The sequence below is a fragment of the Streptomyces sp. WMMC940 genome (assembly GCF_027460265.1).
Lineage (GTDB): Bacteria > Actinomycetota > Actinomycetes > Streptomycetales > Streptomycetaceae > Streptomyces.
Genome location: NZ_JAPZBC010000001.1, coordinates 2,488,544 through 2,508,592 on the forward strand (window position 1 = coordinate 2,488,544; position 20,049 = coordinate 2,508,592).

Annotated in this window: 20 protein-coding genes; 8 read left to right on the forward strand and 12 right to left on the reverse strand. The window is 73.0% G+C overall.

Features of this window, described 5'->3' with window-relative positions:
• Positions 1-32: 32 nt before the first annotated feature.
• The 6 genes from O7595_RS10760 to O7595_RS10785 all read right to left on the reverse strand — a co-directional run bounded on the left by O7595_RS10760 (position 33) and on the right by O7595_RS10785 (position 7,625).
• Positions 33-788 (reverse strand): spherulation-specific family 4 protein, encoded by a 756-nt coding sequence (locus O7595_RS10760; RefSeq protein WP_269728489.1) that lies wholly within the window; start codon positions 786-788, stop codon positions 33-35.
• The gene (locus tag O7595_RS10765) at positions 776-1,747 is read right to left on the reverse strand and encodes an NAD-dependent epimerase/dehydratase (protein ID WP_269728490.1); all 972 of its coding nucleotides are present in this window, start codon (positions 1,745-1,747) and stop codon (positions 776-778) included. The genes O7595_RS10760 and O7595_RS10765 overlap by 13 nt, the downstream gene beginning before the upstream one ends.
• Before the next feature lie 151 nt (positions 1,748-1,898).
• Positions 1,899-3,134: a hypothetical protein gene (locus tag O7595_RS10770; protein WP_269728491.1), complete on the reverse strand. Its 1,236-nt coding sequence runs from the start codon at positions 3,132-3,134 to the stop codon at positions 1,899-1,901.
• Positions 3,127-4,788, reverse strand: coding sequence for a DUF3492 domain-containing protein (locus O7595_RS10775; protein WP_269728492.1), 1,662 nt, complete (start codon positions 4,786-4,788; stop codon positions 3,127-3,129). Before O7595_RS10775 ends, O7595_RS10770 begins: the two co-directional genes overlap by 8 nt.
• A gap of 531 nt (positions 4,789-5,319) precedes the next feature.
• Positions 5,320-6,657 (reverse strand): DUF3152 domain-containing protein, encoded by a 1,338-nt coding sequence (locus O7595_RS10780; RefSeq protein ID WP_269728493.1) that lies wholly within the window; start codon positions 6,655-6,657, stop codon positions 5,320-5,322.
• An 8-nt stretch (positions 6,658-6,665) separates the two neighbouring features.
• Positions 6,666-7,625, reverse strand: a complete 960-nt coding sequence (locus tag O7595_RS10785; RefSeq protein ID WP_269728494.1) for an alpha/beta fold hydrolase — start codon at positions 7,623-7,625, stop codon at positions 6,666-6,668.
• A gap of 139 nt (positions 7,626-7,764) precedes the next feature.
• On the opposite strand from O7595_RS10785, the gene O7595_RS10790 reads away from it, so the two are divergent.
• From O7595_RS10790 to O7595_RS10805, 4 genes are all read left to right on the forward strand, one after another.
• Positions 7,765-8,007, forward strand: coding sequence for a hypothetical protein (locus O7595_RS10790; protein WP_269728495.1), 243 nt, complete (start codon positions 7,765-7,767; stop codon positions 8,005-8,007).
• Positions 8,008-8,170: 163 nt separating this feature from the next.
• The gene (locus O7595_RS10795) at positions 8,171-8,827 is read left to right on the forward strand and encodes a TetR/AcrR family transcriptional regulator (RefSeq protein ID WP_269728496.1); all 657 of its coding nucleotides are present in this window, start codon (positions 8,171-8,173) and stop codon (positions 8,825-8,827) included.
• A gap of 128 nt (positions 8,828-8,955) precedes the next feature.
• On the forward strand, positions 8,956-9,183 hold the full coding sequence (locus tag O7595_RS10800) for a DUF3107 domain-containing protein (RefSeq protein WP_199800664.1): 228 nt from the start codon (positions 8,956-8,958) through the stop codon (positions 9,181-9,183).
• Positions 9,184-9,369: 186 nt separating this feature from the next.
• Positions 9,370-9,639 carry a hypothetical protein gene (locus tag O7595_RS10805; protein WP_269732449.1) on the forward strand — a complete coding sequence of 90 codons (270 nt, stop codon included), beginning with the start codon at positions 9,370-9,372 and terminating at the stop codon, positions 9,637-9,639.
• An 80-nt stretch (positions 9,640-9,719) separates the two neighbouring features.
• On the opposite strand, the gene O7595_RS10810 is transcribed toward O7595_RS10805, so the two are convergent.
• Entirely contained in the window at positions 9,720-10,469 is a 750-nt protein-coding gene (locus tag O7595_RS10810; RefSeq protein ID WP_269728497.1) for a ferritin-like fold-containing protein, read from the reverse strand.
• Between the two features lie 457 nt (positions 10,470-10,926).
• Here O7595_RS10810 and O7595_RS10815 point away from each other — a divergent pair, with 457 nt between their 5' ends.
• On the forward strand, positions 10,927-12,726 hold the full coding sequence (locus O7595_RS10815; RefSeq protein ID WP_269728498.1) for a DEAD/DEAH box helicase: 1,800 nt from the start codon (positions 10,927-10,929) through the stop codon (positions 12,724-12,726).
• Between the two features lie 108 nt (positions 12,727-12,834).
• On the forward strand, positions 12,835-13,686 hold the full coding sequence (locus tag O7595_RS10820; RefSeq protein ID WP_269728499.1) for an alpha/beta fold hydrolase: 852 nt from the start codon (positions 12,835-12,837) through the stop codon (positions 13,684-13,686).
• 145 nt (positions 13,687-13,831) lie between these two features.
• On the opposite strand, the gene O7595_RS10825 is transcribed toward O7595_RS10820, so the two are convergent.
• Positions 13,832-14,704: an NYN domain-containing protein gene (locus tag O7595_RS10825; RefSeq protein ID WP_443071830.1), complete on the reverse strand. Its 873-nt coding sequence runs from the start codon at positions 14,702-14,704 to the stop codon at positions 13,832-13,834.
• A 160-nt stretch (positions 14,705-14,864) separates the two neighbouring features.
• Here O7595_RS10825 and O7595_RS10830 point away from each other — a divergent pair, with 160 nt between their 5' ends.
• Positions 14,865-15,017 carry a hypothetical protein gene (locus O7595_RS10830; RefSeq protein ID WP_269728501.1) on the forward strand — a complete coding sequence of 51 codons (153 nt, stop codon included), beginning with the start codon at positions 14,865-14,867 and terminating at the stop codon, positions 15,015-15,017.
• 85 nt (positions 15,018-15,102) lie between these two features.
• Here O7595_RS10830 and O7595_RS10835 read toward each other — a convergent pair whose 3' ends face one another.
• From O7595_RS10835 to O7595_RS10845, 3 genes are all read right to left on the reverse strand, one after another.
• Positions 15,103-15,708 (reverse strand): MarC family protein, encoded by a 606-nt coding sequence (locus tag O7595_RS10835; RefSeq protein ID WP_269728503.1) that lies wholly within the window; start codon positions 15,706-15,708, stop codon positions 15,103-15,105.
• 158 nt (positions 15,709-15,866) lie between these two features.
• Positions 15,867-16,739, reverse strand: a complete 873-nt coding sequence (locus tag O7595_RS10840; RefSeq protein WP_269728504.1) for a PHP domain-containing protein — start codon at positions 16,737-16,739, stop codon at positions 15,867-15,869.
• Positions 16,740-17,086: 347 nt separating this feature from the next.
• Positions 17,087-17,725 (reverse strand): DUF6758 family protein, encoded by a 639-nt coding sequence (locus O7595_RS10845; protein ID WP_269728505.1) that lies wholly within the window; start codon positions 17,723-17,725, stop codon positions 17,087-17,089.
• Positions 17,726-17,899: 174 nt separating this feature from the next.
• On the opposite strand from O7595_RS10845, the gene O7595_RS10850 reads away from it, so the two are divergent.
• Positions 17,900-19,165, forward strand: coding sequence for an MFS transporter (locus tag O7595_RS10850; protein WP_269728506.1), 1,266 nt, complete (start codon positions 17,900-17,902; stop codon positions 19,163-19,165).
• A gap of 143 nt (positions 19,166-19,308) precedes the next feature.
• Here O7595_RS10850 and O7595_RS10855 read toward each other — a convergent pair whose 3' ends face one another.
• A complete protein-coding gene (locus tag O7595_RS10855; RefSeq protein WP_269728507.1) occupies positions 19,309-19,893 on the reverse strand; it encodes a suppressor of fused domain protein in 585 nt (194 codons plus the stop codon).
• Positions 19,894-20,049 lie beyond the last annotated feature (156 nt).

Genomic DNA, 20,049 nt, shown 5'->3' on the forward strand with positions numbered 1-20,049 from the left:
TTGTTCTGGCTGTAACAGTGCCACGCGCCTTCTCATTCCGAGACACCCGGTCCAATCCGCGAGACAATTTCGTCCCAGTAGCCGGGCAACGAGTCGAATGCCCCGTTCTGTCCCCGATCCGGGCCGGAACGATCGGTGAAGAAGATCGTCCCGGCGCCCTGCCAGCGGGCGATCCTCATCGCCTCGTCCAGATGCGTCCGGGGCACCCCGTGGACGAAGTGCACGAAGCGCTCCGGAGGGTGGTCCGCGGTCCACTCCGCGACCTGCGACCAGCGGTAGTCGGTCCAGGCCCCGGAGAAGGTGACGAGCTGGTCGGCCGCCTCCGCGTAGCCGGGATGGGGATGCTCGCCATGGCCCAGAACGATGTGCCCACCGTCGAGAACCGCCTCCAGCGTGGCCGTCGCACGGCGCACCTGGGGCAGGTCCGCCTGCTCGACCGGACAGCGGTCCAGCAGGAAGCCGCCGACCTTGTACCAGTCGAGGTAGCGATGGGCGTCGGAGACGATCTCGGCGAAGGTCCGGGTGCCGTGGGCGAGGTCGATGCTGCCCAGCACCCGGACTCCGGCGTTGGTGAGCTTGCCCACCGCCTCCAGGCAGTGCGGGTCGGGTCTGCTGCCCGGGCCGTCCGAGACATCGAGGACGGCCCAGTGCAGCGGGGTGCCCGGTCTGGTCAGCTCGGCCCATTCGACCGGGGCGACCAGGGGGTGGGCATAGCCCGGGACACCGAAACCGAGCCGGTCGGCGCCCGTGGCGGAGAGTGCGCGGTCCGTGCTGATCAGATGCGGCATGCCGCCTCCATCCAGATGTCCGCGAGGGACTCCTCCAGGTTGATCCGCGGCCGCCAGCCCAGCCGGTCACGGGCGGTTCGTACGTCCGCCTGCTGCCAACTGCCGCAGCCGTCGGGGTAGGGATAGGGCGTGGCGCCGAGCTGCTCCGGGACGGACTCGGGGCCCCGGGGGGCGCCGATGACCGGGTGACCGGGGCGGTGGGGCGGTCCGTCCAGCTCGTGCAGTGCCCCCGCGTATCCGGCGACCCTGGCCAGCACGGCGGCGGCGTCACGCAGCCGCACCGCTCGGCCGGTTCCGATGTTGACGACGCCCTGCGCGGCGGAGAGCGAGGCGGCGTGCACGGCACGCGCCACGTCCCGCACGTCGACGAAGTCGCGCTGGACGCCCAGTCCGCTGAGCTTCAGCTCGCCGTCGCCGGCCTGCATGGCACGGCGCATGGCCTCGGCCAGCCGGCCGAGTGGTGAGCCGGCCGGGGTGCCGGGACCGACGGGCGAGAAGACCCGCAGGACGACCGCGTCCAGCCCGGACCCGAGGACCAGCTCGGTCGCGGCGAGCTTGGACACCCCGTACGGCCCGCCGGGTCGCGGCACGGCGTCCTCGGCGGTCGAGGAACCGGGCTGCGAGGGCCCGTACTCGGAGGCGCAGCCGAGCTGGACGAGCCGGGCGTCGCATCCGCTGCGGCGCATGGCCTCACAGACGGTGGCGACGGCCACCGTGTTGTGCCGGGTGAGGTCGCGTGCGCCCCCGCGGGTGGCGCCGGCGCAGTTGATCACGACTCCCGGGTGGACGGCGTCCAGGAACCGGGTGAGGGCCCCCGGGCTGCCGCCCGCGAGGTCGAACCGTACGTCGGCGTCGTCGCCGCGCCCGAGCGCGGTCAGGTGCACGGCCGGGTCGGCCAGCAACCGGTCGGCGACGAACCGGCCGAGGAATCCGTTTGCTCCGAGCAGCAGCACCCTCATCGCGCGGCTCCTCGGGGCCGACGGGCCGGTGCTGGGTGGTGCGGGATCATCGTCTTCTGTCTCCTCGGGGATGGTGCAGTGGCGGGTTACGTCCGCGGCGTCGGCTCCGCGGGAGTGCGTGGGGGGCTGGATTGCGTGGGGGTATGAGGGGTCAGGTGCTGTGGGCCGAGGCCCGCGAGAGCGCGGCGCTCGCGTGGACGAGCAGTCCGAGCGCGGCGGTGCCGCACACGAGTGCGGGAACTGCGGCGGTACCCCAGGTGTCCACCACGGCCTCGACGGGCCGGGCGAGGAGGTCGCAGCCGGGGAGGCGGCCGACGAGGACGGCGGTCAGGGCAAGCGCCTCGCCTGCGCATGCGAGGCCGAGGCCGGCGGCGGCCGCGTGCGGGAATCCGTGCACCGTCAGCAGCCGGGCGAGGAAGAGCAGCAGCCCGAGGGCGACGGCCGGGGCGAGCGCCACGGGCAGGACCAGGGACGTCAGCACGAGCAGGGCGATGAGGCAGCCGGTGTGGAGGGCGATGCCGCCGAGCAGCAGGGGCCGCGCGCCCGCCGCGAACTCCTCGAGCGCCCTGCTGCCTCCCAGCCTGCGCCGTGCCCTGGTCGCGAACAGCCGCGCGGTCCAGGCGGCGGGGGTCACGGCGAGGGCGAGGCCCACGAGAGGGCCGGGCACGAGCGGCCACGGCCCGTCGGGCCCACCGGCGGCGAGTCCGGCGAGCAGCCCGTCGCCGAGGAGGGAGTACGCCACGAGCCAGCCCACCAGGAAGCGCGTGACGGGCACGGTGCGCCCGTGGGCGCGCAGGGGTCCGCGCCGCAGGCTCCAGGCGAGCGCGACCGCCAGCCCGACGGCCCCGGCCGCACCCACGCCGAGCCGGGCTCCGCCCTCGGTGAGGCGGAGGCAGGCCGCCGTGAGGACGGCGACCGCGCCCGGCGCCATCGCGGACACCAGGTGTGCGGGGCGGGCGGCGGTGAGCTCGTCCCCGGCGGACGGTGTGCTCTCCTCGCCGCGCGGGACCCGGGCGTAGAGCTCCTCGGCGAGGGAGAAGACGTCGCGGTGCCGGAAGCGGGCGGCGGTCCGGTCGGTGACGCCGTGCGCCTCCAGACCGGCGGCGATCTCCAGCGGGTCGACGGCCCGTTCGCACAGTTCGCGGTGGCGGTGCATGAGCGCCTTCACCGGGTCGGCGGGCCCGCGACGGCCGGTCCTGGTGCGAGCGGCTCCGCCGGCCCCCCCGGCGGCTCGCTCCTTCGCCACCGGCTGCGAGCGGGCGCCCTGGGCCGCGGCGACGGCGGGCCGCCGGGGGGCGTCGGCCACGGCGACCGGGCGGCGCCCGGCATCGGGCTGCCGCGCGGTGATGGTTCTGCCGGCGGGGGTGGGGGCGGTGGGTTCAGACATCGGGCCCTCCTGGTGCGGCCGCGGCGGTGGTGGATGCGGGGTCCGCCCAGCGGGGGCGGGTGCGGCCGCCGGTCCAGTGACCGGGGACATGGGCCTCCGCCGGGGTGGCGAAGGGCACGGGCTCGCCGTCGCCGTCGACGGCGTCCGAGTCGCGGTGGACCGGGCTGTGGGAGATGAGCTCCAGGTAGATGCCGCGGAACGCGGCGAGGTTCTGCTCGACGGTGAAGAGTTCGAGCGCCCGGGCCCGGGCCGCTGCGCCGAGCCGTTCACGGCGTTCGGGGTCGCGCAGCAGTGCCAGACAGGCGTCCGCGAGCGCCCGGGGGTTGCGCGGAGGGACGACGAGTCCCGTGCCGCCGATGACCTCGACGACCGCGCCGACATCGGTGGACACGGTCGCCCGGCCGCAGAACATCGCCTCGACCAGGCTGATCGGAAAACCCTCGACGACGCTGGACAGGACGATCACGGCCCCGGCGGCATAGGCGTCCGCGAGGTCCGGGGCCTCCGGGCCGCCTATCTCCTCGAACGAGACGGGGTTGTCGCCGACCGCGTGCGCGTCCGCGGCCTCGTCGGGGAAGAGCTGTGCCGCCAGGGCCCTGCAGTGCGCGAGGTAGGCGCCGGACTCGGGTCCCGTCACGGGTGCGCCCAGAATCCTGAGCCGCGCCTCGGGCTCCTCCTTGCGCACCTCCGCGAAGGCGTGGAGCAGTGCGATGAGGTCCTTGGCCGGCTCGATCCGGCCGACCCACACGAGGGTGTGCGGATCGCCGGAGTCGTCCCCCTCCCCGACCGCGGTGAAGCGCTCGGCGTCCATGCCGGGGTAGACCGTGCGCAACCGGGCCGGGTCGGCACCGCACTTCTCCTGCCAGCGCCGGGCGTGGGTGTTCCCGGGGGTGATGACGGACGCCTGTCGGTAGACCTCGGAGGCGAGGCACCCGTGGAAGGCGGCAAGCAGAGCGCGTACCGGGGCGGCGAGGGGCGCGTCGTAGGCCGCGAGGTAGTGGGCACGCAGCTGTACGCCGTATTCGGTGACCAGAAGCGGAACCCCGAAGAAGCGTTTGGCCAGAAGCCCGGGCAGGGCCGCCGTGCCGCCGGAGGCGGCGTGGCAGAGGTCGACCGCGCCGAGGGAGTCGTCCCCGTACCAGTCGAGAGAGAGCGGGCGCAGCGCGCGCTCGAGCTCGTCGGTGAAGGCGAGGTAGTCCGGAACCGCGGCGGTGTGCACGGCCCGGCGCGCGCCTGGGGCGCGGCAGGCGGACTCCAGTGTGCGCACGGCGAGTTCGGAGCGCAGGGCCGCGTACAGTCCGCCGCGCTCCCGGGCGAGGCCGGCGAGGCCGTACAGCCCCTCGGCGAATGCCTCCGGGGCGCCGTCGGAGCAGACGGCGGAGGCGAGGGAGGCGAAGTGGGCGGCGAACACGCGCCGTTCACGGCGCCCGTAGGTGCGCCCGTCGTCCTCGGGCGCCCAGAGGGGCGCCGTCCGCACCCGCTGGACATGCCGCGGCAGTTCCACCCAGCCCTGGTCCTCCTGGTGGGCGGACCGGCTGAGGGCGTAGACGTCGAAGTCGTGCTGGGCGAGCCCGCGCACGAGCCGGTCGCACCAGAGCCTGGACTGACCCGTCGCATACGGATAACCACCGTCCGTGAGCAGTCCGATCCGCACGAGTGCACCCCCGATCTCCTGTGTGGCCGGCCGCCTCCGGTCGGGCGGCCCGCAGCGGGAAAAAGTTATGCGGACAAGCCGGTGGTGCGACGGACGGTTGTCCATCGCGCCACCGGAAGGGGTGAATGCACGTAACTTTCCCACTCTCGTAGCGTTCGGTCGCGCTACAAGCGATTTCCGTCACGTTCCGTCAGACCGAGGCGCGTTCCCGGCCGCGCCCGCACCGAGCACGGACACGGCCGGGAAGGCTCCTTCATGGGCCCGGGAGATCCGCGCCCTCCTCGGCGGCGCCCGGCGCGACGACGCGGACGGGCCGCACGGAGGGGCCGGCGATCGACAGCCATCGCTTCTCCGCCACCAGGACGTGCACGAGCCATCAGGACGTGCGGTGGACGGGCCCCGGAACACCGTCCCGGCCCCGGCGGCAGGAGCGGCCGTCCGGGGTTCCGCGGCAGCGCGGCCGCGTGGCGGCGCCCCGGCCCTGCGCCTCCGGGGGAGGCGGTTCGCGACCGGCGACACGGGCGCCCCTCATCAACCTCCCGGATACGCCCAGGGGTTGGGACGGCACTTGATCCCGTCGATGTCCAGCGACTTCGTCTGCTGCTGCATCACGGGGGCGAGGGCCCCCGGCGTACGGCAGTTCACATGGCCGTGGCCGAGGCGGTGGCCGACCTCGTGGTTGATGAGCATCTGACGGTAGGTCAGCATCGCCTTGGCCCCGTAGGTCTCCGCACCCTGCGCCCAGCGGTACGCGTTGATCATCACGCGCTCGGTGGAGGCGGAGTCGCAGGAGACGTTGTCGACGGTGGTGTCGAGACCCGACTTGGCGCACCAAATCCCGGTGGTGCCCGGGCTCGCCAGCGTGATGACGAACTCGGGCTCTCCGGTGGAGATCCGCTCGAAGCTCATGGCCCCGCCGCGCGCCCAGCTGCGGTCGTCGTTCAGGGTCTTCTGGACGGCGTCCGCGAACAGCTTCCCGTCCAGGCCGAGTCCCTGCTCGACGTCCACCCGGTAGCGGACCTTCCGGCCCTTGCCGGGCGCCCGGTCCAGGCCCGGGACCGCCTCGAACTTGCCCGAGCCCTTGAGCTCGGGGTCGAGGGGGAACTGCCGGGTCATCAGCTGCGCGTACGTGGGCGGTGCGGCGGGGGCGGCCGGAGCCGCCTGCCGCGGAGGCACCACGCGCTGGTCGGAGCGGGACGCGTCGTCCTCCGAGATCCGCTCGGCGCCCTCGGCCGCCTGGGTGGCCGTCGACGCCGGCCCGGAGTCGGTGACCTGCCCCGCGACGACGACCGCCAGGACGGTGGTCACCGCGGCGGCCGCGACGCCCGTGACCGTACGGCCGCGGGCGTGTTTGGCGGGGGTCCCGTCGTCGCTGCCGCCGTCTTCGGCGGCCGTACCCGCGTCCGGCGTCCGCTCGTCCGCGGGCGGCAACGGGTCGAAGGCCTCGACGAACTCCCGGCGAGGGCCCGGGATCCGGGCCCCCGCGCCGATCGGCGGCCGCTGCCGGACGCCGGGCGGGAAGGCCGGGAACTGTCCGGTCCCGGTGGTGGAAGAGGCGCCGGCGTGCCGGCCCGTGGTGGCGGCGGTACGGCCTCGCGGGACGCCCTGCCAGTCGCCGTACCGGCCCTCGGCCGAGGGCCGGCCGCCCCAGCCGCCGCCCGTCTCGTACTGCTGGGGGTGACCGCCGCGCACCTGCGGTAGCCCGTGCGCCGGTGTGCCGTCGGCCGCGGGCCCCGAGTGCTCCGGCGGCCCGCCGGCCCGCCTGCGCCGCCCGGTACCGGAACCCGCGGGCGAGCCCGCGGCGCCGCCGGAAGTACCCCTGGTGTCGGCGGCCTTGGGTGCGGGGCCCTTGCGGCTGTGTCGTCCCACGCCCCGGATCAGCTCCTCGTGCTGTCGTCGAGCAGTTGCCGTGCGGCCTCTGCGACCGTCTCCGGATACTCCATCATGGCGACGTGGCCCGCGTCCGGGAGGGTCAGCAGCCGCGAGTCGCGGAACGCGGCGTTCGCCCGGCGGGCCATGCGGTACGAGACCAGTTGGTCCCGGCAGCCGTAGACCAGCAGCGTGGGCGCGAGCACGCGCTCCGCCTGACGCCACAGACCGTGCTGCCCTCCCAGCGTGTACGCGTCAACAATGCCGCGCGCGGAACGGGCCATGGCGTCCCAGAAGTAGGGCAGCCGCAGCCGGCGTTCCATCTCCTCCACGGCGTGGAGGAATGCCTCGTCGGTCACCCGGCCCGGATCCCCGTAGCAGAGGGACAGCACACCGCGGACCCGCATCTCGGGCGTCCAGCCGCGCGTCAGCCGCTGGAACAGCGGGGCGACGCCGGGCAGACCGAGCGCCGCGGTGGGCCAGGCGCCGCGCTGTGCACGGAGTTCCGGCAACGCGGGCGAGATGAGCGTGAGGGTGGTCACCAGATCGGGGCGGACGGCCGCGACCCGGGTGGCGATCGCGCCGCCCAGGGAGTTGCCGAACAGATGGACCGGGCCGCGTCCGCTCGCGTCGAGCAGGCGGATCACCGCACGGGCGTGGGCGGTGATCGAGTAGTTGCCGTCGTCGGGCGGCGGCGAGTCCCCGAAGCCCGGCAGGTCGACGGCCTCGCCGTCCACGACCCCCTCCAGTGCCGCCATCAGCAGCGTCCAGTTCTGGGACGAGCCGCCCAGCCCGTGGACGAAGAGCGCCGGGGGCAGCCCGGCCCGGGCGGGCGGACGGGCACGCACCGTGAGCGTCAGCCCCGGGAGCGCCACCGAGCGCAGCTCCTCCCCCTCGGCCACCCGCACGGAACGGATCCGCGGAGCCGGGTCGGCGGCGCGGGTTCCCGGCAGCTCGGTCGAAGACATGGGGGCAATGTTACGAGACGATCACGCGACAGAACCTGTGTTCGGCGTCACACACCGCATAGCGTCCGGCCGGGCATGCTCATACGCTCGATTACGGGGTACTCGCTCCTGGCTGATGCCGCAGAGGAAAGGGATCCAGATGGCTGCCGACCCGACGGACCCGGAAACCTTCACGGAGGACGACCAGGGGACGCCGAACGAACTCGGGGAGCTGGAGGAGCTCGACGAGGAGACGCCCGAGGCCGACGCCGCCGAGCAGCACACCGAGGTGCGGCCGGTCGGCGACGAGCCGCTGACCCGCATCGACCCGTCGAAGGCGAACGAGGCGGATGCCCTGGAGCAGGCCAGGGTGGTGGCCCTCGACGAAGAGGACTACCGCTGATCTGTCCGGTTTCCTGGGGCCACCACCTACCGCGGGCGTCCGGTACGTGAAATTCTGCGCCCGCACCGCGCACACCACGGTTACCGAAAAGTACGATGGCGGGCGCGAGCGCAGAGCGCACGCACGGAACACTGTGCTTGTGACATCGAACGTGGGAGGCGGCGTGACAGCCATCGAGCAGACAGAGGCGGCGCGCCCGCGAGGCACCCGCCTGCCGCGCCGTGCCCGACGCAACCAGCTTCTCGGCGCGGCCCAGGAAGTCTTCGTCGCGCAGGGGTACCACTCGGCGGCGATGGACGACATCGCGGAGCGCGCCGGCGTCAGCAAGCCGGTGCTGTACCAGCACTTCCCCGGGAAGCTGGAGCTCTACCTGGCGCTGCTGGACCAGCACTGCGAGTCGCTGCTGCAGGCGGTGCGCGGCGCCCTCGCGTCGACGACGGACAACAAGCAGCGCGTCGCGGCCACGATGGACGCGTACTTCGCGTACGTCGAGGACGAGGGCGGCGCGTTCCGGCTGGTCTTCGAGTCGGACCTGACGAACGAGCCCGCTGTGCGCGAGCGCGTCGAGCGCGTCTCGCTGCAGTGCGCCGAGGCCATCTCCGAGGTGATCGCCGAGGACACCGGCCTCTCGCAGGACGAGTCCATGCTGCTGGCCGTGGGGCTCGGCGGCGTCTCGCAGGTGGTCGCCCGCTACTGGCTCTCCAGCGGCTCGGGCATCCCGCGCGACACGGCGGTGCAGCTGCTGACGTCGCTGGCCTGGCGCGGCATCGCCGGATTCCCGCTGCACTCCGCCGAGGGCGGCCACGGCGACGACCGGTGACGGCCCGGCCGCCGCTGTTCGCTGCGGGCGTGCACGGCTGAGCCGTGTGACGTCGCCTCAGCGGGCTAATGTGTGCTGCGTACGGCGCGGCTGACCGCGCATCGCTGACCGTTCGGAGGGACATAGCCGTGGAGGTCAAGATCGGCGTGCAGCACGCGCCCCGGGAGATCGCTCTGGAGAGCGGCCAGACCGCCGAGGAGGTCGAGCAGGCCGTCGCCGACGCTCTGGCGGGCAAGACGCAGCTGCTCAGCCTGACCGACGACAAGGGACGCAAGGTGCTGGTACCGGCCGACCGCATCGCCTATGTCGAGATCGGCGAGCCGACCACGCGCCGCGTGGGCTTCGGCGCGCTCTAGGCACCGACTGCCGGAAGGGCATCGCGGGCGTCGCCCGCGATGCCCTTCCGTGCGTCCGGCCCCTACCCCGCCGCAGGGCCTGTGTCCAGCGGTGAACGAGTGGAGCGGATGGTTGTTTTCCGGTCGGTCCGGGTAGGACGGGCTACGACCAGACACGCCCGCCCGCCGTCCGTGAGGTGATCCGTGGTGATCCTGGAGGCTCTCGGCTCCGTCCTGCTCGGACTCGCACTCTCCTGGGCGGCCCTGCGACGGCTTCCGGACCGGCTCCCCGCCCAGCGCGTGGTGTACCCGACGGGCACGCTCGGCGCCCTGTTCGGCGCGTATCTGACGCACACGGCCCTCGGGTCGGGACATGTGCTCGGCACCCTGCTCGGGGCCGTGTTCGTCGCCGCCGTCACGCTGTCGCTGCTGATCCGGCCGACGACGCGGCGGCTGCGCCGATCAGCCGCCGTCTGACGCGCCGCCCACCGCACGCCGTCGCGGCGTCCGTGCGGCCTCGGGTACCCGGGCCGCCCCCGTGCTTCCCCGACCGGCCGTTACGCGGCGAGCCCCAGCGCCGCCATCCGCTTCGTGTGCGCCTTGGTGATCCGGGTGAACATCTCGCCGACCGCCGCGAGGTCGAACCCGTCCGCGACACCGCCCACGAGCATCGTGGACAACGCGTCGCGCTCGGCCACGACCCGCTGGGCCTGGGAGAGCGCCTCGCCCATCAGCCGGCGCGCCCAGAGCGCGAGCCGGCCGCCGACCCGTGGGTCCGCCTCGATCGCGGCACGGACCTTCTCCACGGCGAAGTTCCCGTGACCGGTGTCGTCGAGCACCGAGAGGACCAGGGCGCGGGTGTCGGAGTCCAGCCGCACGGCCACCTCGCGATAGAAGTCGCTGGCGATCGAGTCGCCGACGTACGCCTTGACCAGGCCCTCCAGCCAGTCGGACGGAGCGGTCTGGCGGTGGAACTCGTCCAAGGCGGCCGCGAAAGGCTCCATGGCCTTCGTGGGCTCGGCGTCGATCGCGGCCAGCCGGTCCCGCAACTGCTCGAAGTGGTGGAACTCCGCGGAGGCCATCTTCGCCAGCTCGGCCTTGTCGGCCAGCGTCGGCGCCAGCTTCGCGTCCTCGGCGAGCCGCTCGAAGGCCGCCAGCTCGCCGTAGGCGAGCGCCCCGAGCAGATCCACGACCGCGGCGCGGTACTGGGGGTCGGCGGAGGCCGCGGCCCAGTCCTGGGCGGCGATCCCGGTCAGTTCTTCGGCCGCGTCCGCGGCGGGCGCGGTGGCGTTGTCAGGCGTCTCCATGAGCGCACAATAGCCCGCCTTCCGCACCGCGGAAGGGCCTGGTCAGCCCCCGTCGCGACACGGCCGCCGGGAATTCGGCCAACACAGATGCGCGAATCCGGGGTACAGTGGTAATAAGCCTGCCGGATACTTCGGCGGGTCTCTGAATGAGGATGCCCGGTCGGTGGCCCGATCGGCTCCGACCCGACAGCCCTCTGTGCGCACTCCGCCACACGAGGGGACCTCAGCGGCACGAGCGCTCGAGCGACGGCAGTGGTCCCGCGCCTTCCGGCCAATCCACGGCCGGCCCCGTACCCAGGTGCGGTAGGACCCCCAGCGTTCGCCTCGCGCCGCGTCTCACAGAAGAGGCAACACCCTGACTACGCAGGCCAAGACTTTCCGAGAACTCGGGATCCTTCCCGAAACCGCCGAGGCCCTGGAGGCCGTCGGCATCACGACCCCCTTCCCCATCCAGGAGATGACCCTCCCGGTCGCGCTCTCCGGCACCGACGTCATCGGCCAGGCCAAGACCGGCACCGGCAAGACGCTGGGCTTCGGCCTTCCGCTGGTGGAGCGCGTCACCGTGCCCGCCGACGTCGAGGCGGGCCGGGCGAAGCCCGAGCAACTGACCGACACGCCGCAGGCGCTCGTGGTCGTCCCGACCCGTGAGCTGTGCACCCAGGTCACCAACGATCTGCTCACCGCCGGCAAGGTGCGCAACGTCCGGGTGACCGCGATCTACGGCGGCCGAGCCTACGAGCCGCAGGTCGAGGCGCTGAAGAAGGGCGTCGACATCGTCGTCGGCACGCCCGGCCGGCTGCTGGACCTCGCGGGCCAGAAGAAGCTGAACCTCTCGCACGTGAAGGCGCTCGTCCTCGACGAGGCCGACGAGATGCTCGACCTGGGCTTCCTGCCCGACGTCGAGAAGATCATCCAGCTGCTGCCGGTCCGCCGCCAGACCATGCTGTTCTCGGCGACCATGCCGGGCGCGGTGATCGGCCTCGCGCGCCGTTACATGTCGCAGCCCACCCACATCCGCGCCACCGCGCCGGACGACGAGGGCGCGACCGTAGCGAACATCACGCAGCGCGTGTACCGGGCGCACTCCCTGGACAAGCCCGAGCTGGTCGCCCGCATGCTGCAGGCCGAGGGCCGCGGCCTGGCGATGATCTTCTGCCGTACCAAGCGCACGGCCGCGGACATCGCGGACCAGCTCGCCCGGCGCGGCTTCGCCTCCGGCGCCGTGCACGGCGACCTGGGCCAGGGCGCGCGCGAGCAGGCCCTGCGCGCCTTCCGCAACGGCAAGGTCGACGTGCTGGTGTGCACCGACGTCGCCGCACGCGGCATCGACGTCGAGGGCGTGACCCATGTGATCAACTACCAGACGCCGGAGGACGAGAAGACGTACCTCCACCGCATCGGCCGCACGGGCCGCGCGGGCGCGACCGGCACCGCCGTGACGCTGGTGGACTGGGACGACATCCCGCGCTGGCAGCTGATCAACAAGGCGCTGGACCTGGACTTCAACAACCCGGCCGAGACGTACTCCACGTCTGCGCACCTCTTCGAGGAGCTGGGCATCCCCGCGGGCACCAAGGGTGTCCTGCCGCGTGCCGAGCGTACCCGCGCCGGTCTGGACGCGGAGGAGCTCGAGGACCTCGGCGAGCCCGGCGGCCGCGGGTCGCGCTCGGGATCACGCACGAGGACGGCCGAGCGCTCCGAGCGCTCCGAGCGTCCCGCCCGCACCCCGCGTCAGCGCCGCCGCACGCGCGGTGGTGCCTCGCTGGAGGCGGAGGCGCCCGTGACCGTCGAGGTTCCGGGAGCCGTCGGGGAGACGGCGGAGGAGGCGCCGCGCACCCCGCGCCGTCGCCGCCGGACCCGAGTGGGCGCGACCGCCGAGCGGTCCGCCGTGGCGACGATCGAGGCGCCGGCCACCGAGGCGCCCACCGACGAACCGGCCAAGCCGCGCCGCCGCACCCGCGCCAAGGCCACCACGGCCGACACCGCGACCGAGGCACCGGCCACCGAGACCCCCACCGACGAACCGGCCAAGCCGCGCCGCCGCACCCGCGCCAAGGCCACCACGGCCGACACCGCGACCGAGGCACCGGCCACCGAGACCCCCACCGACGAACCGGCCAAGCCACGCCGCCGCACCCGCGCCAAGGCCACCACGGCCGACACCGCGACCGAGGCACCGGCCACCGAGACCCCCACCGACGAACCGGCCAAGCCGCGCCGCCGCACCCGCGCCAAGGCCACCCAGCCGGAGGCCTGAGCCGTTTGCCGAGGGCCCGTCGTCCCTACCGGGGCGGCGGGCCCTCGGCCGTGCCACGACGAGCCGTGCGCGGTCAGGAGGGCCTAACGCCCCGGTAATCTCGTCCGCATGAGCCGGCCGCCCACGTTCCTCCCGCCCTCCTGCGCCCGCGCCCGAGCGCTCCGCACCAGCCGCGGGGACTTCGCCGTGCTGGATGCCGAGCCGGACGAGAGCGCCGGTGCCCGCAGGGGGACCGTGCTGCTGCTGCCCGGGTACACCGGCAGCAAGGAGGACTTCATCGCGCTGCTGGAGCCGATCGCAGCGGCCGGTTTCCGGGCCGTCGCCGTCGACGGTCGCGGCCAGTACGAGACCGACGGTCCCGACGACGAGGCGGCCTACGCGCAGTCCGAGCTGGCGCGGGACGTGCTCGCCCAGGCCGAGGCGACCGGTGACGCACCCGTGCACCTCGTGGGCCATTCGCTGGGCGGTCAGATCGCCCGGGCCGCGGTCCTCCTCGACGTACGCCCGTTCCGGACGTTGACGCTGGTGTCGTCCGGCCCGGCCCGTATCTCCCCCGCCCAGCAGCACAAGGTCAAACTGCTGAGCGACGCGCTCGCGGTGATGGACATGAGCGAGGTCTGGGAGGCCATGCGGGCACTCGACCCGCCGGAGGAGGCCGCCACCGACGGGGAGGACCTGCGGCGCCGCTGGCTGCGCCACCGTCCCGCACAGCTCTTGGCCACCGGCCGCCAGCTGACGGTGGAGCCGGACCGGGTCGACGAGCTCGCCGCTGTGGGACCGCTGCCCAAGCACGTGCTGTCGGGCGAGCGGGACGACACCTGGCCGGTGCCGCTGCTGGACGAGATGGCGGTGCGGCTTGGGGCGCGCCGCACGGTGATCGAGGGTGCCGAGCATTCGCCCAACACGGACCGCCCGGCGCCGACCGCGGCGGCACTGGTGGACTTCTGGTCCCGGAACTGACCGTGCGCCCCGGGGGCCGACCGTGGGGCCGGGACCGCCGGCCCGTCCCCGAGCCGGACCTCGGACTCCGGAGCGGCCTTCGGGCCCGGAACCGGCCCTCCGGCACCGGCGCGGGCCCGACGGGCCCGGATCCGCCCGCCCGGCGTCAGAACTGACCGTGCAGGTGGTCCCAGAAGCCGTCCCGCAGCGCCCGCCGCAGATGGGCGTGGCCCCGCAGGGAGTGCTTCAGGAGCTTCTCCGCCTCGACGAGCAGGTCCTGGTCGACCGGGCCGGGCAGATAGGGGTGTCCGGGCAGCAACTCGGCCATCGGTTCCCGGCCGCGTTCGGCCAGCCAGGTGGCGGCTATCTGCGCACCCACGAAGCGCACGTCGTCACGGGACGGGGGCGGACTGTCGTCCTCGTACGTCGTCACCGGTCGGCGCGTGACGTAGGGGCGGCAGAAGTCGAGGTCGAAGGTGCGCTGGCTGTCGACCTCCCAGAGCAGTGGCTCCGCCTGGTTGCGGCCCTCCGCCGCCTCTATGCCCCACAGGTGGACCCGGGCGCCGTACCCCTGGGCGGCCTCCACCGCCGAGACCAGGTCCTCGTCCCCGCCGACGAGCGCCGCGTCGCTGATCGCCCGGTGCCGGGCGAGTGACTCCAGGTCGGTACGTATGAGGGAGTCGACGCCCTTCTGCTGGTTGTTGGCGTTGAGGTTGCCCAGCCGGACCTTCACGTCGGGCAGTTCCGCTATGGCCTGCTGCTCGGCCGTGTGGATGCGGCGCCGGGCGCCGTCGTACCAGTAGACGCGCAGCAGCCGGCTGTCCGCGAAGATCGTGCGGGCCTTGTCGATGAACGCCTCTATGAGCCCTTCGGCGTCGAGATCGAAGGAGCGCCGGTCCTCGGTCCCCGCCACAAGCAACCCGGCCGCAGCATGGACGTAACCCGCGTCGACGAAGATGGCATGCGTGGACGGGGTCTTGGCGACCTCGGCGAGCATGCGCTGGAGCAGCTCGTTGGTGCGCTCCAGGCGGGCGCTCATCTCGGACAGTTCAGAGTCGTTCATGACGACCCCATTGTGAGCGGGCCCGGCCCTACCTGCCAGTAGTTAGCCATCCAAAAATTTTCTTTAGCGTAGGGAATGTTTGTAGATGACATTCCGTTGAGAGGTACATACACAGACGGCCAGAGGGGAGCTCTTCATGCGCTTCGAAATCATGCGACTCGACGACGTCGACGGCACCGCCGTGGACAGCACCGTCGTGGACGCCGCCTCCGTGAGCCGGATGGTGCAGCAGGCCGCAGCGATCGGCCAGCGCATCTACATCCGGCCGACCGAGGCCGCGGCTTCGTAACGCCTGCCGGTACCACGCCCCCGAACGGAAAGGGTCCGTTCGGGGGCGTCGTGCGTGCGGGGCGAGATCCACCGGCGGTCCGCGGTCAGGAGCCCTGGATCACCTGGGTGATGCCGTTGATGATCTGCTGCACGGCGATCGCCGAGAGCATCATGCCCGCCAGCCGGGTCACCAGCACCACACCGCCGTCCTTGATCACACGGATGATCAGCAGCGAGTAGCGCATGGTCAGCCACAGGACGACGTGCATCGCGACGATCGCGGCCCACACCGAGACCTGCTGGGCGGCACTGCCGGCGTTCTGCACCGCGAGGATGACGGAGACGATCGCCCCGGGACCCGCCAGCAGCGGCATGCCCAGCGGCACCAGGGCCACGTTGACGTCCTTGGTCTGCTGGGGTTCGTCGGTCTTCCCGGTGAGCAGATCGAGCGCGATGAGGAGCAGGAGCAGACCGCCCGCGATCATCAGCGCGGGCACGGAGACATGGAGGTAGTCGAGGATCTGCTGGCCGAGGATGCCGAAGACGGTGATCACACCGAAGGCGACGGCGACCGCCTGCCAGGCCATCCGGCGCTGGACCTTGACGGGGCGGCCGGAGGTGAGGGCCAGGAAGATCGGGGTGATCCCGGGAGGATCCATGATCACGAACAGGGTGAGGAACAGGGAGCCGAAGACGGCGACGTCGAACACGGTGAGGCCTTGCAGGGGTGTCGGGCAACTGGGGTGGTGGAAACGGGAGGCCGCGAGGTCCGTACGTCAGAGCGCGCATACGTGCTGCGCGGCGGCTCGGGCGGCGGACGCGGCACACGAGCGGCGGCACCGGGCCGGGCCCGGGCCGAGTGCAGCGTTCAGTCCTGGCGGCGGGGCGCTCCGCCCGTGCCCGGAACCGGGAACGCGCCGGTGGCACGGCGGGTGATCTCGCCGTAGACCTCCGGGTCGGTGGTGAAGTCTCCGAGCAGACAGGTCTTGCGGCTGCCGTGGTAGTCGCTGGAACCGGTGGGCAGCAGACCGAGTTCAGCGGCAAGTCCGCGCAGCCTGGCCCGAGTCGGCCCGTCGTGGTCCATGTGGTCCACCTCGATGCCGTCGAGACCGGCCGCGGCCAGCCGGGCGATGACCTCCTCGGACACGACCGCGCCGCGCTTCACGGCGAGCGGGTGGGCGAAGACCGTGACCCCGCCGGCCGCCTTCACCAGGCGGACCGCCTCGAACGGGTCGAGTTCGTGCTTCTCCACGTAGGCACGGCCACCGTTCGCGAGCCAGTCGGGCGTGAAGGCCGCGGACACGTCGGGGACGACGCCGAGTTCGACGAGCGCGGCGGCGACGTGCGGCCTGCCGACCGAGCCGTCGCCGGCTATCCGGGAGACCTGCTCCCAGGTGACCGGAACACCCAGCTCCCGGAGCCTGCCGACCATGGCCCTGGCGCGCGGCACCCGGTCGTCCCGCACCAGTTCGCGCTCACGCGCCAGCTCGGGTTCCTCGGGGTCGAAGAGGTACGCGAGCATGTGCAGGCCCACACCGTCGGTCCGGCAGGACAGCTCCGCACCGGTGACGAGGGTCAGCCCCTCGGGCAGCGCGGCGATCGCCTCGGCATGGCCGCCCACGGTGTCGTGGTCGGTGAGCGCCACGACGTCGAGTCCGGCGGCTGCCGCTCCGCGGACCAGCTCGGCCGGGGTGTCCGTCCCGTCGGAGGCCGTGGAGTGGGTGTGCAGGTCGATGCGCACGACGCGGGACTCCAGGGCTCGGGGCGGACGGGCTGACGCTCAATCGTAACGGGGACCCGAGCACCGCCCCGACCGGCTCGTCACGTGAAGACCGTCACGGGACGTGCGCACGCCGGGAGCCGGGTCGTATTCACGGAAGCCCCGCGACGGCCCCGGGCACCGCCTCCGATCGCGGACCCCCGCCCAGCCCGTGCACACGGGCCCCGGCACCGGGCCCCGCCCGACGGCCCTCGCACCTGCGCACCCGCACCGGGCCCCGCCCGACCCCGGATCACCGGGACCGGGTCGCCCGGCCGCGCCGGCACCGGCCGGGTCCGCGCCGGGACACGGGCACGGACCGCCCGCCGTCACATCAGCAGGCGTGGCGACAGCGCCCCGCAGGGCAGCAGTTCGAGTTCCTGGCCGGCGTCCCGCAGATCGGTCAGTATCAGCTCGTCGTACATCAGCAGGCCGGTCGACTCGGGCCAGACGATCGCCCACAGCCAGAGCCCCCGCGCCTCGCCCGCGAACACCGCGCGGTCCTCCGGGGCGTCGTTGACGTGCCAGAGCGGCGTCGGCCGGCCCGCCGCGAGCACCTTGGCCTGGGGCGAGGTGTCGACGGTCATGTGCGGACCCGGGTCCGGCCCGTCGATCCCGGCGAAGCGGGCGCCGAGACCGACGCCGAGTTCCTCGGCGACGAGCAGCAACTCCCCCACACCGCCCAGCGGTCCGGGGCCCGAGCAGGCCACGGCCGTGGCCCGCCCGCCACTGCGGTCGTCGCCGGCGTACGCGACGCCGGTGAACAGCCAGCCCACCGGGAGCGGCCACGGCATCCACACGGGCACCCGGGCACGGGCCACCACCACGCTGAGGGCCTCGACGCTCGGCGGGATCACGGGCTGCAGCGGATACACGGAACCGTGCACATCGCACTGCCACGTGTCGGCGAAGAGACCGGGCGCCCTGACCCGGCCACCACACTTCGGGCAACTGGGTTCGCCCCTCATAGCGCCCCACGGTCCTACCCGTCCGGCGCCGCGTCAAGGACGATCACCCGTCCCGCACGGCGGTTTCACCCGCCCTCAGCAGGGAAATGTACTTGCATCTTGCATTAGTTAGTTTCTCTAATCTATTGTCTGCATACCGCAACGATCCGAACGGGAGAAAGCGGAGGAGCACCCATGCGCGCAGAGGATCCGTTCACCGGACGGGCCGCAGCCGGCGAGCAGCGGCAGCCGGCCGGAGCGGGAGGCATCCTGCGTCAGCCGAAGGCCGTCTGGGCCACCGCGGGCGCGTCCGTCGTCGCCTTCATGGGCATCGGCCTGGTGGACCCGATCCTGCCGTCCATCGCCAAGGGCCTGGACGCCACGGCGAGTCAGGTCTCACTGCTGTTCACCTCGTACTTCCTGATCACCGCCGTCGCCATGCTCGTCACCGGCTTCGTGTCCAGCAGGATCGGCGGGCGCAGGACGCTCCTCGCGGGACTGGTGCTGGTCGTCGTCTTCGCGGCACTCTCCGGCGCCTCGGACTCGGTCGGCGAACTCGTCGGCTTCCGGGCCGGATGGGGCCTCGGGAACGCCCTCTTCGTCTCGACCTCACTCGCCGTCATCGTCGGCGCGGCGTCGGGCGGGAGCACCGCCGCGATCCTCCTGTACGAGTCGGCGCTCGGACTCGGCATGGCCTGCGGGCCGCTCGTCGGCGCCGTGCTGGGCGACGCCAGTTGGCGCTACCCGTTCTTCGGGACCGCCGTCCTGATGGCGCTCGGCTTCCTGTGCGTCGCCGTGTTCCTCAAGGAGCAGCCGAGGGCGTCCGCGAAGACGTCGCTGCTCGATCCGCTGCGCGCGCTGAGCCACGGCGGGCTCGCGTCCACCGCCGCGGCGGCCTTCTTCCACAACTACGCCTTCTTCACGGTGCTGGCCTTCACCCCGTTCGTCCTGGACATGTCGCCGTACCGGTCGGGGGCCGTCTTCTTCGCCTGGGGCACCCTGCTCGCGGTCTTCTCCGTCCTGATCGCACCGCGGCTGCAGGCCCGTCACGGCTCGCTGCGGGTGCTGACCGGCTCCCTGCTGCTGCTCGGGGCGGACGTGGTCGTACTCGGATACGGCGGCCACACCACCGCCGTCGTCTGCACGGTCCTGTCCGGTGCGCTGATCGGTGTGAACAACACCGTCTTCACCGAACTGGCGCTCGGGGTGTCCGACGCCCCGCGCCCGGTGGCGAGCGCCGGCTACAACTTCGTCCGCTGGTTCGCGGCGGCGACCGCCCCGTTCCTGGCGCCGAAGATCGCGGAGTGGACGGACGCCCGTGCGCCGTTCGTCGTCGCCGGCGCCGCGGCGGTGTGCGGGGCGGCGATCGTCCAGGTCCGGCGGACGGCGCTCACCGCGGAGGGCACCGGGGCCGCACCGGTCCACGTGCCCCGCGACGGCGTGGCGGCCCTCGCCGACTGAGCCCGGCCCCCACTCCTCCGAGCCCGGCGGACCTGACGGTTGCGGTCCGACTCGGCCCACACGGCCGACTCCGCGGGTTCGGCGGCTTCGGCCGACTCGGCCATGAGATGCGTCACTTCACACATCGCCCACGACAGCCGACGTCACGTCAGGGGCACGGGCTTCCGCAGCGGGTCGCGGAGGTCCGTGCCGTGCGTCAGCCACCGCTCCTGGAGCTTCCCCGCACCGTGCACCCGCTTCCACGCGGCCTCGTTCGGCGTCATCGGCAGCAGCGGCAGAACCCGGACCGGATCCATGGGGTCGCCGAGTTCGAGATCCTCCACCAGGCCGCCGGACTCGGCGACCAGCACCGAAGTGAACGGGGCGCCCGGCCACAGCGGCTCGCCCACGTCCATGGAGTTCCCGGGAGCCACGATCACGCCTTCCACCTGCGGGGCGGAGGCCAGAACGGCGAGCGGCCGCAGCACCTTGTCGGTGTCGGCCGACCCGGCGCGCACCGACAGGACGAGCTCCGCGCGCGGCCCCTTCACCGGGTCGGCGACGGGGTCCCGGGGGTCGGTCATCGGCTGGGCCGACATGCCCAGCGTGGCGTAGCGGACGACGTCCCCGTCGACGAACCGGAGCACCTCGATCCGGTCCGTACCGAGAAAGGTCACCGCGGCGCGCGCGTCCGGTTCACCCAACGCGCTGCGCAGCCGCGCCTCGACCAGAGCAAGAACTTCTCCCATACCGCGAGCATAGATCGCATCAGGAACGGGCAAAGGAAGGGATTGGCCCTCAGTCGGCTGATAGGCTTGGCCGCCTGCTCGGGACAACATGCAGAAGCATGGTTCTCGGATCCCGACGACACGTCATCCCTCACGGGGGACCGGCCGGAGGAGGTG

Bases quoted from the DNA above. Each gene is read 5' to 3' on its own strand.
- O7595_RS10760 (WP_269728489.1), bottom strand. From the start codon at position 788: ATGCCGCATCTGATCAGCACGGACCGCGCACTCTCCGCCACGGGCGCC.
- O7595_RS10765 (WP_269728490.1), bottom strand. From the start codon at position 1,747: ATGAGGGTGCTGCTGCTCGGAGCAAACGGATTCCTCGGCCGGTTCGTC.
- O7595_RS10770 (WP_269728491.1), bottom strand. From the start codon at position 3,134: ATGTCTGAACCCACCGCCCCCACCCCCGCCGGCAGAACCATCACCGCG.
- O7595_RS10785 (WP_269728494.1), bottom strand. From the start codon at position 7,625: ATGTCTTCGACCGAGCTGCCGGGAACCCGCGCCGCCGACCCGGCTCCG.
- O7595_RS10790 (WP_269728495.1), top strand. From the start codon at position 7,765: ATGGCTGCCGACCCGACGGACCCGGAAACCTTCACGGAGGACGACCAG.
- O7595_RS10810 (WP_269728497.1), bottom strand. From the start codon at position 10,469: ATGGAGACGCCTGACAACGCCACCGCGCCCGCCGCGGACGCGGCCGAA.
- O7595_RS10815 (WP_269728498.1), top strand. From the start codon at position 10,927: ATGACCCTCCCGGTCGCGCTCTCCGGCACCGACGTCATCGGCCAGGCC.
- O7595_RS10820 (WP_269728499.1), top strand. From the start codon at position 12,835: ATGAGCCGGCCGCCCACGTTCCTCCCGCCCTCCTGCGCCCGCGCCCGA.
- O7595_RS10825 (WP_443071830.1), bottom strand. From the start codon at position 14,704: ATGAGCGCCCGCCTGGAGCGCACCAACGAGCTGCTCCAGCGCATGCTC.
- O7595_RS10830 (WP_269728501.1), top strand. From the start codon at position 14,865: ATGCGCTTCGAAATCATGCGACTCGACGACGTCGACGGCACCGCCGTG.
- O7595_RS10845 (WP_269728505.1), bottom strand. From the start codon at position 17,725: ATGAGGGGCGAACCCAGTTGCCCGAAGTGTGGTGGCCGGGTCAGGGCG.
- O7595_RS10850 (WP_269728506.1), top strand. From the start codon at position 17,900: ATGCGCGCAGAGGATCCGTTCACCGGACGGGCCGCAGCCGGCGAGCAG.
- O7595_RS10855 (WP_269728507.1), bottom strand. From the start codon at position 19,893: ATGGGAGAAGTTCTTGCTCTGGTCGAGGCGCGGCTGCGCAGCGCGTTG.